At 37.5% G+C, this 12,654-nt stretch carries 27 protein-coding genes, 1 tRNA gene and 1 pseudogene; 27 read left to right on the top strand and 2 right to left on the bottom strand.

What is annotated here, in order from left to right:
• Window positions 1–104: 104 nt before the first annotated feature.
• On the bottom strand, window positions 105–725 hold the full coding sequence (locus tag BMY21_RS02815; RefSeq protein WP_074640689.1) for a LexA family transcriptional regulator: 621 nt from the start codon (window positions 723–725) through the stop codon (window positions 105–107).
• 246 nt (window positions 726–971) lie between these two features.
• On the opposite strand from BMY21_RS02815, the gene BMY21_RS16020 reads away from it, so the two are divergent.
• The 26 genes and pseudogenes from BMY21_RS16020 (at window position 972) to BMY21_RS15635 (ending at window position 11,855) form a co-directional block, all read left to right on the top strand.
• The gene (locus tag BMY21_RS16020) at window positions 972–1,106 is read left to right on the top strand and encodes a hypothetical protein (RefSeq protein WP_256210228.1); all 135 of its coding nucleotides are present in this window, start codon (window positions 972–974) and stop codon (window positions 1,104–1,106) included.
• Window positions 1,088–1,366: a helix-turn-helix domain-containing protein gene (locus BMY21_RS02810; protein WP_074640687.1), complete on the top strand. Its 279-nt coding sequence runs from the start codon at window positions 1,088–1,090 to the stop codon at window positions 1,364–1,366. Before BMY21_RS16020 ends, BMY21_RS02810 begins: the two co-directional genes overlap by 19 nt.
• Window positions 1,357–1,698: a VRR-NUC domain-containing protein gene (locus BMY21_RS02805; RefSeq protein ID WP_083379643.1), complete on the top strand. Its 342-nt coding sequence runs from the start codon at window positions 1,357–1,359 to the stop codon at window positions 1,696–1,698. The genes BMY21_RS02810 and BMY21_RS02805 overlap by 10 nt, the downstream gene beginning before the upstream one ends.
• Window positions 1,699–1,831: 133 nt before the next feature.
• Window positions 1,832–2,161 carry a hypothetical protein gene (locus tag BMY21_RS02800; RefSeq protein WP_074640686.1) on the top strand — a complete coding sequence of 110 codons (330 nt, stop codon included), beginning with the start codon at window positions 1,832–1,834 and terminating at the stop codon, window positions 2,159–2,161.
• Window position 2,162: 1 nt separating this feature from the next.
• Window positions 2,163–2,375, top strand: a complete 213-nt coding sequence (locus tag BMY21_RS02795; protein WP_074640684.1) for a hypothetical protein — start codon at window positions 2,163–2,165, stop codon at window positions 2,373–2,375.
• A complete protein-coding gene (locus tag BMY21_RS02790; protein ID WP_074640683.1) occupies window positions 2,375–3,136 on the top strand; it encodes a RecT family recombinase in 762 nt (253 codons plus the stop codon). Before BMY21_RS02795 ends, BMY21_RS02790 begins: the two co-directional genes overlap by 1 nt.
• Window positions 3,133–4,050: a DUF1351 domain-containing protein gene (locus BMY21_RS02785; RefSeq protein ID WP_074640681.1), complete on the top strand. Its 918-nt coding sequence runs from the start codon at window positions 3,133–3,135 to the stop codon at window positions 4,048–4,050. The genes BMY21_RS02790 and BMY21_RS02785 overlap by 4 nt, the downstream gene beginning before the upstream one ends.
• 313 nt (window positions 4,051–4,363) lie before the next feature.
• A complete protein-coding gene (locus BMY21_RS02780; RefSeq protein WP_074640680.1) occupies window positions 4,364–4,669 on the top strand; it encodes a hypothetical protein in 306 nt (101 codons plus the stop codon).
• Window positions 4,670–4,681: 12 nt separating this feature from the next.
• Window positions 4,682–4,891 (top strand): hypothetical protein, encoded by a 210-nt coding sequence (locus tag BMY21_RS02775; protein ID WP_074640678.1) that lies wholly within the window; start codon window positions 4,682–4,684, stop codon window positions 4,889–4,891.
• A gap of 8 nt (window positions 4,892–4,899) precedes the next feature.
• On the top strand, window positions 4,900–5,430 hold the full coding sequence (locus BMY21_RS02770; protein ID WP_074640676.1) for a single-stranded DNA-binding protein: 531 nt from the start codon (window positions 4,900–4,902) through the stop codon (window positions 5,428–5,430).
• 332 nt (window positions 5,431–5,762) lie between these two features.
• Window positions 5,763–5,826, top strand: a tRNA-OTHER gene (locus tag BMY21_RS02765).
• Between the two features lie 152 nt (window positions 5,827–5,978).
• Window positions 5,979–6,338, top strand: coding sequence for a Cas9 inhibitor AcrIIA9 family protein (locus BMY21_RS02760; RefSeq protein WP_074640675.1), 360 nt, complete (start codon window positions 5,979–5,981; stop codon window positions 6,336–6,338).
• Window positions 6,339–6,347: 9 nt separating this feature from the next.
• Window positions 6,348–7,553 carry a PcfJ domain-containing protein gene (locus BMY21_RS02755; protein ID WP_074640673.1) on the top strand — a complete coding sequence of 402 codons (1,206 nt, stop codon included), beginning with the start codon at window positions 6,348–6,350 and terminating at the stop codon, window positions 7,551–7,553.
• Window positions 7,553–8,239, top strand: coding sequence for a hypothetical protein (locus BMY21_RS02750; RefSeq protein ID WP_074640671.1), 687 nt, complete (start codon window positions 7,553–7,555; stop codon window positions 8,237–8,239). The genes BMY21_RS02755 and BMY21_RS02750 overlap by 1 nt, the downstream gene beginning before the upstream one ends.
• Window positions 8,214–8,492 (top strand): annotated as a pseudogene (locus BMY21_RS16120) (recombination protein NinG); the annotation flags it as partial. The gene BMY21_RS02750 and the pseudogene BMY21_RS16120, both read left to right, overlap by 26 nt.
• Window positions 8,493–8,504: 12 nt before the next feature.
• A complete protein-coding gene (locus tag BMY21_RS16015; RefSeq protein WP_256210227.1) occupies window positions 8,505–8,627 on the top strand; it encodes a hypothetical protein in 123 nt (40 codons plus the stop codon).
• Window positions 8,624–9,106: a hypothetical protein gene (locus BMY21_RS02740; RefSeq protein ID WP_074640668.1), complete on the top strand. Its 483-nt coding sequence runs from the start codon at window positions 8,624–8,626 to the stop codon at window positions 9,104–9,106. Before BMY21_RS16015 ends, BMY21_RS02740 begins: the two co-directional genes overlap by 4 nt.
• A gap of 8 nt (window positions 9,107–9,114) precedes the next feature.
• Window positions 9,115–9,258 carry a hypothetical protein gene (locus tag BMY21_RS15775; RefSeq protein WP_177177703.1) on the top strand — a complete coding sequence of 48 codons (144 nt, stop codon included), beginning with the start codon at window positions 9,115–9,117 and terminating at the stop codon, window positions 9,256–9,258.
• A complete protein-coding gene (locus BMY21_RS02735; RefSeq protein ID WP_074640666.1) occupies window positions 9,255–9,473 on the top strand; it encodes a hypothetical protein in 219 nt (72 codons plus the stop codon). Before BMY21_RS15775 ends, BMY21_RS02735 begins: the two co-directional genes overlap by 4 nt.
• The gene (locus BMY21_RS02730; RefSeq protein WP_074640664.1) at window positions 9,473–9,715 is read left to right on the top strand and encodes a hypothetical protein; all 243 of its coding nucleotides are present in this window, start codon (window positions 9,473–9,475) and stop codon (window positions 9,713–9,715) included. The genes BMY21_RS02735 and BMY21_RS02730 overlap by 1 nt, the downstream gene beginning before the upstream one ends.
• Entirely contained in the window at window positions 9,715–10,062 is a 348-nt protein-coding gene (locus tag BMY21_RS02725) for a hypothetical protein (protein WP_074640662.1), read from the top strand. Before BMY21_RS02730 ends, BMY21_RS02725 begins: the two co-directional genes overlap by 1 nt.
• A gap of 134 nt (window positions 10,063–10,196) precedes the next feature.
• The gene (locus BMY21_RS02715; protein WP_143064150.1) at window positions 10,197–10,640 is read left to right on the top strand and encodes a hypothetical protein; all 444 of its coding nucleotides are present in this window, start codon (window positions 10,197–10,199) and stop codon (window positions 10,638–10,640) included.
• Complete coding sequence (locus tag BMY21_RS02710; protein WP_074640657.1) at window positions 10,640–10,897, top strand: hypothetical protein; 258 nt, start codon at window positions 10,640–10,642, stop codon at window positions 10,895–10,897. Before BMY21_RS02715 ends, BMY21_RS02710 begins: the two co-directional genes overlap by 1 nt.
• Window positions 10,894–11,100: a hypothetical protein gene (locus BMY21_RS02705; protein WP_074640656.1), complete on the top strand. Its 207-nt coding sequence runs from the start codon at window positions 10,894–10,896 to the stop codon at window positions 11,098–11,100. Before BMY21_RS02710 ends, BMY21_RS02705 begins: the two co-directional genes overlap by 4 nt.
• A gap of 19 nt (window positions 11,101–11,119) precedes the next feature.
• Entirely contained in the window at window positions 11,120–11,665 is a 546-nt protein-coding gene (locus BMY21_RS02700; RefSeq protein WP_218141022.1) for a hypothetical protein, read from the top strand.
• Window positions 11,658–11,855, top strand: coding sequence for a hypothetical protein (locus BMY21_RS15635; protein WP_143064149.1), 198 nt, complete (start codon window positions 11,658–11,660; stop codon window positions 11,853–11,855). The genes BMY21_RS02700 and BMY21_RS15635 overlap by 8 nt, the downstream gene beginning before the upstream one ends.
• Here the strand turns inward: BMY21_RS15635 and BMY21_RS02695 are convergent.
• Window positions 11,845–12,162 (bottom strand): helix-turn-helix domain-containing protein, encoded by a 318-nt coding sequence (locus tag BMY21_RS02695; RefSeq protein ID WP_074640652.1) that lies wholly within the window; start codon window positions 12,160–12,162, stop codon window positions 11,845–11,847. The two genes, BMY21_RS15635 and BMY21_RS02695, sit on opposite strands and share 11 nt — an antisense overlap.
• Before the next feature lie 178 nt (window positions 12,163–12,340).
• On the opposite strand from BMY21_RS02695, the gene BMY21_RS02690 reads away from it, so the two are divergent.
• Window positions 12,341–12,622 (top strand): hypothetical protein, encoded by a 282-nt coding sequence (locus BMY21_RS02690; RefSeq protein WP_074640651.1) that lies wholly within the window; start codon window positions 12,341–12,343, stop codon window positions 12,620–12,622.
• Window positions 12,623–12,654: the final 32 nt, after the last annotated feature.

Below are 12,654 nucleotides of genomic sequence, written 5' to 3'. Positions count from 1 at the left end.
GTTAGTTAAAATAAGCAAAAACTTGGTATACCAATGTGTAACCCAGTTAAGGATAGGTAAGGAAAGGATAGGTTAACAATATCAACTCACTTCGTTCGTTGAGCCTATAATGCTTGTATCACTAATCTTACTTTTCCAATAATTTGAATAGCATCTGAATTAACAGATTCTTCAAACGTCTTATATTTTGGATTATCTGATATAACCAATATTTTTTGTCCTACAACTTGTATGCGTTTTACAAAACCACTGCCGTTCATTCTTATTGCATAAATGCCGTCTGAATTATCCCAACCCAAAGAATCACAAACAATCATATCACCGTCATTCAAAGTTGGTTTCATTGAATCACCGTGTACGTGCAGCGCAGCCAAATTATTTCCGAACTCCTTATGTAGTCTGTATGGAATCGGAACTAACCCGTTAGCGATGTCATCTTCAGGCAATAACTCACCTTTACCTGCTGATAACTCTTGATTTAGAATTGGCACAAGAAAAGTGTTTGACTTTTTGATGTGCATTGTATCAAGAGAACCATTTACAAGGTAATCAACTGATGTATTCAGAACCTCTGCAGTTTTAATAGCAACGTCAGCCCTAGGGATAGAACCGCGCTGTTTCCAACCTGTAATTCCCGCTTGAGATACGCCTATTCTTCGGCTCAATTCTGCTTCTGTAATGTTGTTTTGTTCAAGGGCTTGTTCGACACGTTCCCAAAATGTCATAAATGCTCCTTCCGCCCACCGAGTAAGTATTATACACATTATCGGCAAAAAAGCAAAAAATATTTAGTAATTGTTAATAAAACACTTTACAAATATTAAATCTTATTTTATTCTCAAAGAGTAAGCAATTGTTAATTGCATTTGTAAAGTGTTGTGAAAGTTTGCTCGGTTCTTTCACCACATTTTAGGTGATATTTTTCAACCCCAGAGAATCGAGCACTCTGGGGGCTTTTTTTTAGGTGAGATATGAATGAGCCAAAAGTTACAGAAAAAATGTTCAGTGATTCAGTAAAGTTTGCAGTTGTTGGAGATTCTGAATTGGCAGAAATCCTTGTCCGTATTTTTAAGAAAGGAGAGAGTAAATGCCCGTCGAAGAAATAATCAAGGAACTGTCAGAGCAAAAGAGGATTATATCTGATGCACAGAAACGACAGGAAGAACTTGTTCAGTCTTTAATTTCAGCAAATGAAAAAGAGTGGGATCTGATTAGCGTGGCAAAAGCCTCTCAAAAATCTGGGCTTTCTGTAACAACAATCTATCGCTTTATAAACAGTGGAAAACTTCATTGTGTTCATAAAGGGGCATTGAAATATATAAGCAGTAAAGAGCTCGAAAATCTTGATGATAAGAGGTGTTTATAAGCGAAAATGAAGGATTAGAAAACGGAGTACTTAAAGACTGTTTGGAATATCTTAGACTTCAAGGTTTTTTTGTTTGGCGAAATAATGTCGGCTGTGCAAAACTTGGGAACAGGTTTATTAGATTCGGTCTTAAAGGTAGTTCTGATATTTTGGGAATATTGCCGAATGGACAATTCTTGGCTGTCGAATGTAAAAGAGAAAAAGGAGGAAAACTTTCTGAAGAACAAAAAGAGTTCTTGGATAAAATAAATAAAAATAACGGATTTGCAATTTGCGTAAACTCTGTCTACGACCTTGAGCAGAAACTATACGAGTATTCAAAAAAACAGTAAAAACAGAAATTATTTTTCTTTTTTTACTTGACAATATAGAAGAATCTGCTATAATTGAATCATAAAGTAAGTTTTAACTTAAACAGACAAACAAAAGATAGTTCGCACGTGCGAACAAAGGAGCGTAAGTAAGATGGAGCAAATGCTTAAAAGACCGAAAGTAGGAAAACGGTTGGAACAGAAGTTGGCAGACAGAAAAGCAGACAGTGTGTTCAGTTACACAAACTACTTGGATTGGCTGATGTACATGAAAGAGGAAACAGAGTTCAAAAAGTTCCAAATAATGCTTGAGAAGTTATGTAACAATTGGTTGATTAAGCCGAAAGAAAAGTTGCAGATGTTGATGTTCTTCTATCCGATGTTTGAGAAAAAAGTTGAGTCCGTTCGAAATGAATTAGCCAAGAAAAATAAGAAATTAAACTTCGAGTGCAAGCCTGTTATGGCTCTGATTTGGGGGTACTAATATGCAGAGAGTAGTTATTCAGACTAATCGAGAAGGTTATCCACAAGATCAAATTAGAAAAACAATGACAGTGAGTGAATTGAGAGATTATCTTCAAGAACTTGAATCTCAAAATCCGACAATGCCAGTGTATTTAAGGTTTGATAATAATTATACATACGGCGGTATTACTGAACGATGTATAGAAGTTATAGATGATGAGGAGGAAATTTAATGGCAAATGAAGTGGTTGTAATGCCTGATAATCAGATTGATTTCAAGGCAAAAGCAATTGAGTGGTTGCAGAACATGGGAACACAGTTGCCACCACAGTATCAGACACAGTTCCTTGAGTTGTGTCAGTTGTACAAGTTGAATCCGTTCAAGCGTGAAATCTACGCTGTCGGATATGGTAACAAGTTCAACATCATCGTTGGATATGAGGTTTATCTGAAACGTGCAGAGCGTACAGGAAAACTGAATGGTTGGCAGTGCCAAGTAAATGACGATGGAACAAAAGCAAAAGTTACAATTTGGCGTAAGGATTGGGAACATCCTTTTGAACATACAGTGTTTCTTGAAGAAGTTCGACAGAGTTCACCTGTATGGCAGAAAATGCCAAGATTTATGATGCGTAAAGTTTGTATTGAACAGGGTATGCGACTTGCGTTCCCCGATGAAATGGGCGGTATGCCTTACGCAGAAGATGAACTTCCCGAAGGAAAAATCATTGCATCTGATGAAGAATTAAGACCAGTAAACGATACTTGTGCCGAACAGTACCGCGCCGAAGAAAACTTCACAGAAGCAAGACAAATAAGTGATAACAGAGCGAAACTTCAGAAAATTGTTGAAAAGTATGGCAACGACATGAGAGAAGAAGTTCTTAATGCTTGCCGTGATGCACTTAATGGAAATGATGAAAATGTAATTGCGGATAAGTTATCTCGCTGTTATCCGTACTTAGATGCAAAAGGTATTAAGGTGGCTGTATGAGTGGCGTAGAAGTGATTACAGAAGAAGTTCCGACAACAACCTTAGACCTTGTAGTTACAGAAAAATCAATTGGAAGTCTTGAAACAAATATCAGTCAGTTGGAAGCAATGGTTGATAAGCGACTTGAAGATTATCGCCCAGAAAAGTATCAAGGCGATGCTGATCTCGCAAAAAAAGATAAGGCAGAATTAAATAAGGCAAGTGAGACAATCAGGAAGTCACGAATTGCCCTTATGGAAGAACTGATGAAGCCTTATCAAGATTTCGAGACAAGATGTAAAAATCTTGAGTCAAAAATCAAGTCAGCAAGTAACGCTTTGGATGAAATCGTAAAGATTCGTGACAATGAAGCGAAGGAGCAGAAACGAAAAACTATTGAACTGTTTTGGCAGACCAAGAAGTTTGATTTGTTTCCGCTTGAAAAGGTATTCAATCCGAAGTGGTTAAACAAGACTTTCAAAGAATCAGAAATCATCAAGGAAATGGACTCGATAATTGCACGTACATACCAAGACTTGAAATCAATCGAGCAATTGGAAAATGCGGACACATTGAAAGCCCATTATCTGATGACTCTGAACATCGGAGATACTCTTAAATACGGTGAAGAACTTAAAAGACAGAAAGAAGTTGCAGAACGTGAGGCAAGGGAGAGAGCCGAGCGTGAGCACTCCGAAAAAATCGAACGTCAGCAGTCAGAACTTGCAAAAGAGGCTATAGACTTCGGTAAAAAAGAAGAGATAGCGAGCCTTGCAGACCAGGCACTTTCAAGCATAAGAGGGGAAAAACCAAAAGCACCACAGCGCAATGAGTATATAATTACAGTCAGATGTTTCGAAAGTGACGTAATGAAAATGAAAGCTGCAATGAACGCTCTTGGAATTGAGTATTCTGTGAAGGAACTCACATTTTAATCAGTAAAGTACCTCGTATGAGGGAAAAATATACCTGTAGTGCGTGGGTAAAAAACGGACGAGCAAGATTGGCGAAAGCCACCTGCAAATTGGATTGGCGGTGTGGAAAGACACACAGGTATAGTAATAATTAAAAGGTAATGAATTCATTGGAACATTGAGAAAAGGTTCGTCGAAAGTTCTCTGTGTACAGATGGGTAGCCGTGGCTGGCGGTGCAAATGTTATTGAAGTGGTTATTCGTTATCGACTTTTTGAATAACTGTGGAAAGGTACTAGATGTTGTGCAAAAAGCCTTAATTTTGGGAGGGCAATATGACTAAACTTAAAGAGTTAGAACCAGTTGTAAAGGAAATCTTAAAGCAGAAACCTGCTACGAGAGGGGATGATGATTTATTGTATGACAATCTGTTAGCGAAAATGAACATAGATTTGTCAACAATGAATGCAAGAAACTTTCTTTTAAGTTATCGTAAAATGGGAATCCCAACAATCGAAAGTGTTGGAAGATGCCGTAGAAAGATACAGGAGAAAGATGAAACCTTAAAACCTACACCCGAAGTTGTACTGAATCGTAAACGTCTTGAAAAAAGTTATTTTACCTATTCGCGTGGATATTAAGGAGGTCTACCAATGGCTGAAGAAGAAAACAAAGAGAGTATGGAAAAAGCAGAGCACATGTCAGAAATGATAACAAAGTTTGCAGAGGTATCAGCTAAGACATTCGAAAAATGGGCGAATGAAAATAAGGAAGCACCACTTGAGGAGGCTCATAAAAGATTGGTAAGAACAATCGAAGGTGCTATTATGATGAGTCAAGTAACATTGTATGCAATTGTTTAGGAGGAATAATGACAGACTTAAATGATGTCAAATTGATTGGTCGTCTTACAAGAGACTTGGGAAGTAACGAAAGAGATTTCGGTTATATTGGAAATGGAACTGCGAGAGCAAATGTTTCAATTGCCGTAAACAGAAGTAAGAAACAGCCAGACGGAAGTTACGCTGACGAAGTAAGTTACTTCGATATTTCGATTTGGGGCAAGACTGCAGAAAACTTGAAACCATATCTTCTGAAAGGTCAGCAGATTCTCGTTGAGGGTATTCTGAAACAAGAGCGTTGGGAAGATAAACAGACGGGTGAAAAGAAGTCAAAGATTGCTATTCATGCTCAACAGGTTTGGTTGCTTGGTAGCAAGAAAGACGGTCAACAGAATAGTCAGAATGGTTATCAGAATCAGCAGTATCAGAACAACGGATATCAGCAGAGTGGAACTCCACAGTTTACACCTGCTCCACAGAATCAGCAACCGCAGAATAACGTTGGTTATCAGCCGAACAATGATTTTGGGAGCGATTTCCCTGAAGACATTCCGTTCTAATCAGATCCCCGAACAGGTTCAGATTTTTATTGGATGTGTTCGGGGGTTCTATAGTGGGAGGAAAAGAAAATGAGTGATAGAAAAATATATCGAAGAAAGAAGAATCCACAAATGGTGTTTAGTTTTTGGAGTTTCTGTTGTGGATTTATGACTGCGATGATAATTGCGGTGATTTTGGTAAATATGTAAAACTTTTCGGAAGTGGGTTAGTAGCCAATTGGTATAGGATTGTGTACAAATCCGAGTGAGGTTCAAGTCCTCGCCACTTCCATATCGGCTAAGACTGTGTTCTGTCCCCAATTCAGATTCCCACACAGTCTGATGCCGTTCTCTGCGACATAGCCAAGCGGTAAGGCAACGTCTTTTATTCCGCAGGTTCGAATCCTGCTGTCGCAGTAAAACTGTCGCTACACCTTCCCACGGCGACAGCGAGGCTAAACTACTACCGCGAAACAGGGTAGTCTCCGACATTATGCGTTGTCAGAAGTCGGAGAGAAACTGCATCATTCCGTATGGAGTGAAATCGAAAACGCTTAAGGAGTTATTTAATGGCTGATGAAAAATTAAATCCACAGGAAGAAGTGGTAAAACGTTACTTGGAGGAACAGATTCAGAAAGACGAAGCACTTCGTACTTTATATGTTCCGAGCAAGATTAAGGATTGTTTTAAGTACATTACATCTGAAGCACGAAAAAAGGCAGTAGGTCAATGTGCAATGATTGAATATGCAATTGTATTTAAGTGGGCAAGAGATTATTACCTTGAGGTTCTTCCAAAAGAGGCAGAAAAGAAAGTTGTAACAGAAATTAAGACTAAGGCAGAGCCAGTTGTTGTAGAAAAGAAAGACGTATCAGTTGTCAAGAAAACCCAAGACAGCAATGGTCAGTTGTTCTTTGACTTTTTCTAGGAGACTGATATGTATGTATGTGATTATTCAGACCGCCTTAAAATTGTCAAAGGTGAAGTTGTTCGTATAGTAACCGCATATCCAAAGAGAAAAGCAGAAAGCCACCGCAAACTCGACATTTATCGTGAATGGGAAAACGGTGATAGCGAGTGTCGAAATCTCTACTACAATGGGTATAGTGGATATAGAGTTGCGTTTCCGAAAGATGTCGTTTCTTTATACAACAATGGAACTTGTACTTTTGAACAGAACTTAGAAAAGTGGGGAGATGCGTCAACAGTGAAAGTGTTCCGTTGGTATTCTGATATTATTTCTGAAAAAGACCGCGCCGTGATATTAAGCAAATATCCAGAGTTTAAGTGGGTTCTCAACAAGTGGAAATCAACTCTTGCAAAAACAATGATTGCGTTGCGTATTTGGAAAGAACATAAAGAAGTTGAATTTCTACTTTCTGCAGGATTTGAGTGCGTAGCATTGAACTTGAGATTTTGGAAACAGACAGAAAAGAAACGCAAGGAGATCGTGAATTATATCCGAACCCACGAAAGCAGTAAGAGACTTAATCTAAGCGAGATTCAGACAATTCTGAAATACAAACTGTCAGAAGAAGAGTATGCAGAGTATCATCATTTCTGTTTTATCTATTCTAAGGTTAGGTACGATGTATACAAGTATCTAAAGAAAATCGGGCAACTTAATTCTAGGACTGTGTTCCTTTATCGAGATTACTACAAGATGCTTAAAGAGAGTACACACGATATTAAAAGTGAGTATTGGCTTTATCCGAAAGACTTGCAGAAAAAGCACGATGAACTTCGCGAGGAAATAAATCGTATTAAGGAACTTGTAGCAATTGAGAAACTTAAGATTAAACAAGAGAAGTATTCAAAGGCTGTAAAGAAATGGCTCAAGTACAAAATGGACATAGACGGCTATTGTGTATATGTTCCAGAAACGGTTGAGGAAATCAAAGAACAGGCAGATGTGCTACATCAATGTTTAATTGCCTGTGATTATGTTTCGGATGTAATCAATAAAAAATGTGTACTTGTGTTTATCAGAAAGAACGGAAAACCGATTGCTACCGCACAGTTGTTTAAGGGCAATAAAATCGGACAGTTCTATGCAGATGAACACGACAGAGGTAATTGTCTTCCAAGTCCAAAGGTAAAGGCAGTTATGAATAAATGGCTCGAACTAAAGGAGGTTGCGTAATGGAAGTCAAAAGAACAGAAAGGGGTTGGGCAGGGCATTTTATATGTGCGGAGAGTTGTAAGTTCAGAAGAAATACACTTCTTGAATGTGGTGATATAAAAGTTGTTGTTTCTACTGTCGGAGCGATGTATCTGAATGGAAAACTTGAAGAAATAGGTCTTAAACGACATTACGAAACAATGGCGTTTTATGTTGATGATGCAAGTGGTGAGTATAAAGATGCTGATGTTTCAAGAGAAATATTCTTTGAAAGTAATGGTGCTTTGAAGTTGCACAAAAAAGGATATATAGACAATGAAGCAAATGATATGCACGAAGCGGTCGTAAAAGAGCTTACAGAAAAAAATGGAAAAAGGAGTGGAATTGTAATGGGTTGTTATGTAGAAGTTTCAAATAAGCCTGAATGGTTGCAGTCAAATTGTTCATTTGCGTGGGAAGGATTGATATTTCCAAAGTGGGAAGATTTTGAGAAAGGTCATCTTCCAGTAGTGTTGGTTGATAATGGAGGTTTTCAAGCGGCAGGAGTTGCGTATTGTAAACGAGAGTACGAACGGTTTACATATCCCGAAGATTACAGACCTAAGATTGTATTCTCTGTTGCTATTGAAAAATTGAAGGCTGTGTCAGATGTTGAAGGATATTTGAAAAACGAGGGAGAAAATGCGCAGACACAAGATACCTATTGAAAAAGTTCAGACAGCATTTAATAACGCAATCAAAAGAAGGGATTGCAGATGTATGATAAAAGATTACGAGCCTTGCTACGGTCAATTGGAGTGTAGTCACTTCTTTACCGTTGGTTCGAATCCTGCATTAAGGTTTTATCCGCCAAACGCATACACTCAATGTTCAAAGCATCATTGGAAACATCACAACGTATGGAAGTACGGAGATAACTTAATCAGTTATCAAGGTTGGCTTGAGGAACATCACAAGCAGGACTTGGAGAAAATGGAAGTTCTGCGACACCGTTACATCAAGTACGATGACGATTTGAAAGCCGAGATTATCAGATTGTGTAATGCTGATAAGTTGGATGAATTGCAGAAATTGATTGAGGAGAAATTACAATGAGTAACAGATTTTATGTAAATGGTGTGCAGATTTACGGTAATAATGAAATGTTTCCAAGAACAAAAGAAGAACTTACAAAACAAGGTGCTAAATGGAATGGCGGTACTTTTGGTGTAATTGAAATAAAAGACCCACAGGCACTTATGGATGTAGTAACAAAAGATTCTCTTGGATTTCTCAAGGATATAATGATGAACCATTACGATCCTATAAAAGATGAAGATATAGAAAAGTCTTTTGATGAACTTACAGATATTGACGCTTTAAGTTCGTTGCTTCCAAAAGAACTTCTTTCTTGTATTTATGAAAAAGACGGTGAACCAAATCTTCTTGCTTACAGACGTATTGAAAATTGGATTGCAAATAAAAGAGTGATGACACCTTATCTTTTGTGGACTGTAATTAAGGATGATGTTGATTTCAAAGAAGGAAAACTTATTTTGAAAGAAGGTAATACAATTACTGCAACTATGTATTAGGAGGAATAATGAAACAAATAATCAGCGATTATATCCACCTTACACAAATGGAGTTTTTGATTAAGCATCCGTTTGTGATAATCGGAATGTTTGTTGTTTTCGTTTTGATTATTGAATTGATTTGGTATATCCAGAAAAGGAAGAAGAAATGAATCTGAATGATTGGAAAATCACCTTAAACGGTCAGCCAGTAGTTCGTTCTGATTCTATTGATGATTTGTTTCCAGATACTCGAAGTAAAAATCAAAAGAAGAAAGACCGAAAGGAACACTTCAAGCAGAAAAGAAAAATGCGTGGAAGTTTGACAATAGAACTGCCAATGGAAAAACCGTGGCACGAAAGAATTGTAATTAAGGAGAATAAGTAATGGATGAAGAATTGAAAATAGAAGTAACCGAAGAAAAAGACGGTTGGAGGGCTGGGTTTCATTGTGCATCTGACATCGCAATAAGCATTGACATGTTCGGGCACGAAGGACACGGAAAAACAAAAGAGGATGCAATTGAAGATTTTAAGAAGAATATCTTGGAACTCTATGAAGAAGTGGACCGCGTAAAAGGTCGTTTGTTCGCAAATATCTATAAAGTAATTGAAAACGGAGTGTGGTAATGACTGAAAATCAATATGAGAAAATTACAAGGCTGTATAAATCTATCAAAGATTTAGAAGACAATGAGACTGAACTCTCTCGGGTAATTGATTTACCTATTGATATAATGCTTGGTTGTGTTACAGATGGAATTAGACAGTATAAATATGAGCAGGAAGGTAAGAACCTGCCTCTTGATAGAATCACTGATAAAATTTTCTTTGAAAACCAAGGTAAAATAAAACAAATTATCGTTGATATTCTTGAAGGAGAACTTACAAAAGTGAGAGTTGAGAAGAATGATTTGAAATTAAAGTTCAAAGAAGTTGAGGTAAAAATAAATGATAATACAAAAACTGACAAATAAGTTACAGGATATTGGGCACGGTGGTGACGCTGATAAAAAAGTAATGATTAAGATTTTGGATTCATATTATGAAATTGGCGAGATCCGCAGACTTGAAGTGTGTGGGAAAATTTATTTTGTAATTGAGGTGGGTAATGGAAAAAGCGATGGCAGTGATGAGGGTTGAAAGCTGGTCTGTTAAAGACGGAATGCTTTTACTTGAAATAAATGAACATGCACTGAAGACATCTATAAATGATATTATTTCTTGGTGTCAGCAGAAATATAATTCGTATGTTGAAGTTGAGTTATCACCGCCGTATAAGCCTAAGACACAAAAGGAACTTGGAAAGTTTTTTGCTATGTGTACTGAATACGGAAGATTCCGCGGAATGACAAAACAAGAGGTTGCAGAAGTAGTTAAGTATCGCGCTATGGATGAAGGTCTTTGGAGAGCGATAGAGATTCCTTTTTCAACAACAGGAAAGACAATTCCTGCAAGTATAGCAACAGCGAATACAAAAGAACTTTCGGTGCTGATTGAAGTGCTTTATAGAATCGCTGCAGAGGACGGTTATTTATTTAGGGAGGACAGATAATGAAATTATCACAGATTGAAAACACACCTATTGGAAACTATTTTCACGATAGCGGAATATTCCAAGTGTTTAATGAACTTGCAAAAAATGTTGATGACTTTGAGGCTGATTCCGATGAACTTTGTGTTTATTGCGACAGTCTTGTTTCTATGCTTAAAGGACTTAAGTCAAAAATAAAACAGGTTGAATCGGAGGCAGTAAAGCGCCAGGCACAAGAAAAGGTAAGTGGTTTGATTCAGAGAGGTGGTATTGAATGACAACTTTCGAGGAGTGGTATGAATCAGCATATGGGAAGCCTATTGGAGAAGAAGATGCTTTGTATGCAAGACGAGCCTTTAATGCAGGTAGAGATATTGGAAAGAAAGAACTTGCGGAAGAAATGATTAAAGAAAATGATAACGTAAAAGGAGTATTAAATGACACACTTTCTAAAATCCATAGTAGATTGGAAACTGATTAAAAATTGCTGTAGAAGTTCAATGCGAAAGGAGTTCACTGATAATGAAGCCTCTGTGGAGTTTAAGAAGAAGTTGCTTATTTCTGAACATTCTCCAATACGTCAGATAGAGTTTTATTGGAAGTGGGATAATATAAAATATTGGGTTTCAACTGAATGGAGCAGACATAAGTTTGAAAAAACTATCTCAAGTCAGCGAAACGATAGACAGGGCGACTACGACAGAAATGCTGCGCGACAGGATGCGCCAGTTGATTATATCGGTTGGGCAAACGAACAGAATCTGATTGATTCTTTTCGCAAGAGGTTGTGTCGAAAGGCTACTGATGAGGCAAGATTGTTGGCAGAGGATTTTAAGATTGAACTTTCAAAAGTATATCCTCTTGAAGCAGATGTCCTTGTACCTCATTGTGTATATCGTTGTGGTTGTAGTGAGCCGAATTGTTGCGGTTTGTGGTTTGCGTTCTTGAATTGGTGTGAAGAAAGTAAAGAAGAAATAGATTTACTTTCAATTCAAGGCAGATATGACGCTTATAACAAATGGTTCAAGGAGACTCATTGTGAGTGAGGTTTATACTTATTGCAACGCTACAGGAAAAAGATGTTATACAGAACGAGAGGCTGGCGAGCAGATCCACTATTTCAAAAATACTCATTTTAAGTGGAATCATCGTGGTAAAACCATTCCCTGCAGAAAATATTACTGCAAGGAATGTGGCTATTACCATTTGACTCATTTGAAAAGAACTAAGAAGTAGCGAGTTCGTCAGCAATTACACGCAGTTTGTTGGCGAGCTCCAAATTGCGTTTTTGTAATTCTTCGACTTTTTTCTGAAGTGGGTTATCTGTTTCGCCAGTAATCAGATACTCAACTGTAACTCCAAAGTAGTTTGCTACTTTAAGTGCGGTCGTTGCATACGGAACTTGGTCTTTCTTCTTCCAATCGTAATATGCTTGTGGTGCAATACCAATTGCTGTATAGAAATCTCTTGCAGAAATGTTACGCATTGTAAGAAGTTCGTCAACGCGAGTTCCGAAGTTAATTTTTGGTTTATCTACATTCATACCTTTAATGTAATGTAGTATGAGTAATCTGTCAAGTAAAAACAGAAAATATTTTTCTTTTTTCGCTTGACAATCTGCTATAATCTGCTATAATAGAATCATAGATTAAAAAATAACTTGAATCAAAACAAGAACAAAGTAAGTTCGCACGTGCGAATAAAAGCAAGGAGGCTACCAAATGGAGCAGTCAAGAAAAGAAGAACTTAGAAAGATAATCACTAATTCAGTAAGAGAACAAATCAAGGAAATTGAAAGTTATGGCTCTGAAGGTGATATGAAATTCGGAGATTATAACGCAAACGAAGCAAAAGGTTGGTTGATGGATGGAGTAATCGATGTAGTGGAAACTGAATGTAAGTTATCCGAAAGCGATGGAGATTTCTACCCAGCCTGCGACCTCTACGAAGAAGTCGTAACTGAAATTGTAAAAGAATATTATCCCGAAGCAGACTTCGAGTAATAAATAAATTAAGTCGGTGCAAATGCCCCGCA

It is taken from the genome of Treponema bryantii (genome assembly GCF_900111035.1).
GTDB classification, from domain to species: Bacteria; Spirochaetota; Spirochaetia; order Treponematales; family Treponemataceae; genus Treponema_D; species Treponema_D bryantii_C.
The sequence above is the reverse complement of the archived record's forward strand: the minus strand, read 5'-3'. Positions and strand labels throughout refer to the sequence as shown.

What these genes read in the sequence shown, in the direction of transcription:
- BMY21_RS02810 (WP_074640687.1), top strand. Translation starts at nt 1,088, where the DNA reads ATGCCCGTCGAAGAAATAATCAAGGAACTGTCAGAGCAAAAGAGGATT.
- BMY21_RS02730 (WP_074640664.1), top strand. Translation starts at nt 9,473, where the DNA reads ATGGATGAAGAATTGAAAATAGAAGTAACCGAAGAAAAAGACGGTTGG.
- BMY21_RS02710 (WP_074640657.1), top strand. Translation starts at nt 10,640, where the DNA reads ATGAAATTATCACAGATTGAAAACACACCTATTGGAAACTATTTTCAC.
- BMY21_RS15775 (WP_177177703.1), top strand. Translation starts at nt 9,115, where the DNA reads ATGAAACAAATAATCAGCGATTATATCCACCTTACACAAATGGAGTTT.
- BMY21_RS02795 (WP_074640684.1), top strand. Translation starts at nt 2,163, where the DNA reads ATGCAGAGAGTAGTTATTCAGACTAATCGAGAAGGTTATCCACAAGAT.
- BMY21_RS02700 (WP_218141022.1), top strand. Translation starts at nt 11,120, where the DNA reads ATGCGAAAGGAGTTCACTGATAATGAAGCCTCTGTGGAGTTTAAGAAG.
- BMY21_RS02775 (WP_074640678.1), top strand. Translation starts at nt 4,682, where the DNA reads ATGGCTGAAGAAGAAAACAAAGAGAGTATGGAAAAAGCAGAGCACATG.
- BMY21_RS02705 (WP_074640656.1), top strand. Translation starts at nt 10,894, where the DNA reads ATGACAACTTTCGAGGAGTGGTATGAATCAGCATATGGGAAGCCTATT.
- BMY21_RS02770 (WP_074640676.1), top strand. Translation starts at nt 4,900, where the DNA reads ATGACAGACTTAAATGATGTCAAATTGATTGGTCGTCTTACAAGAGAC.
- BMY21_RS02735 (WP_074640666.1), top strand. Translation starts at nt 9,255, where the DNA reads ATGAATCTGAATGATTGGAAAATCACCTTAAACGGTCAGCCAGTAGTT.
- BMY21_RS16015 (WP_256210227.1), top strand. Translation starts at nt 8,505, where the DNA reads ATGGAAGTTCTGCGACACCGTTACATCAAGTACGATGACGATTTGAAA.
- BMY21_RS02815 (WP_074640689.1), bottom strand. Translation starts at nt 725, where the DNA reads ATGACATTTTGGGAACGTGTCGAACAAGCCCTTGAACAAAACAACATT.
- BMY21_RS02760 (WP_074640675.1), top strand. Translation starts at nt 5,979, where the DNA reads ATGGCTGATGAAAAATTAAATCCACAGGAAGAAGTGGTAAAACGTTAC.
- BMY21_RS02785 (WP_074640681.1), top strand. Translation starts at nt 3,133, where the DNA reads ATGAGTGGCGTAGAAGTGATTACAGAAGAAGTTCCGACAACAACCTTA.
- BMY21_RS02740 (WP_074640668.1), top strand. Translation starts at nt 8,624, where the DNA reads ATGAGTAACAGATTTTATGTAAATGGTGTGCAGATTTACGGTAATAAT.
- BMY21_RS02715 (WP_143064150.1), top strand. Translation starts at nt 10,197, where the DNA reads ATGGAAAAAGCGATGGCAGTGATGAGGGTTGAAAGCTGGTCTGTTAAA.
- BMY21_RS02725 (WP_074640662.1), top strand. Translation starts at nt 9,715, where the DNA reads ATGACTGAAAATCAATATGAGAAAATTACAAGGCTGTATAAATCTATC.
- BMY21_RS02690 (WP_074640651.1), top strand. Translation starts at nt 12,341, where the DNA reads ATGGAGCAGTCAAGAAAAGAAGAACTTAGAAAGATAATCACTAATTCA.
- BMY21_RS02750 (WP_074640671.1), top strand. Translation starts at nt 7,553, where the DNA reads ATGGAAGTCAAAAGAACAGAAAGGGGTTGGGCAGGGCATTTTATATGT.
- BMY21_RS02695 (WP_074640652.1), bottom strand. Translation starts at nt 12,162, where the DNA reads ATGAATGTAGATAAACCAAAAATTAACTTCGGAACTCGCGTTGACGAA.
- BMY21_RS02790 (WP_074640683.1), top strand. Translation starts at nt 2,375, where the DNA reads ATGGCAAATGAAGTGGTTGTAATGCCTGATAATCAGATTGATTTCAAG.
- BMY21_RS02780 (WP_074640680.1), top strand. Translation starts at nt 4,364, where the DNA reads ATGACTAAACTTAAAGAGTTAGAACCAGTTGTAAAGGAAATCTTAAAG.
- BMY21_RS02800 (WP_074640686.1), top strand. Translation starts at nt 1,832, where the DNA reads ATGGAGCAAATGCTTAAAAGACCGAAAGTAGGAAAACGGTTGGAACAG.
- BMY21_RS02755 (WP_074640673.1), top strand. Translation starts at nt 6,348, where the DNA reads ATGTATGTATGTGATTATTCAGACCGCCTTAAAATTGTCAAAGGTGAA.
- BMY21_RS16020 (WP_256210228.1), top strand. Translation starts at nt 972, where the DNA reads ATGAATGAGCCAAAAGTTACAGAAAAAATGTTCAGTGATTCAGTAAAG.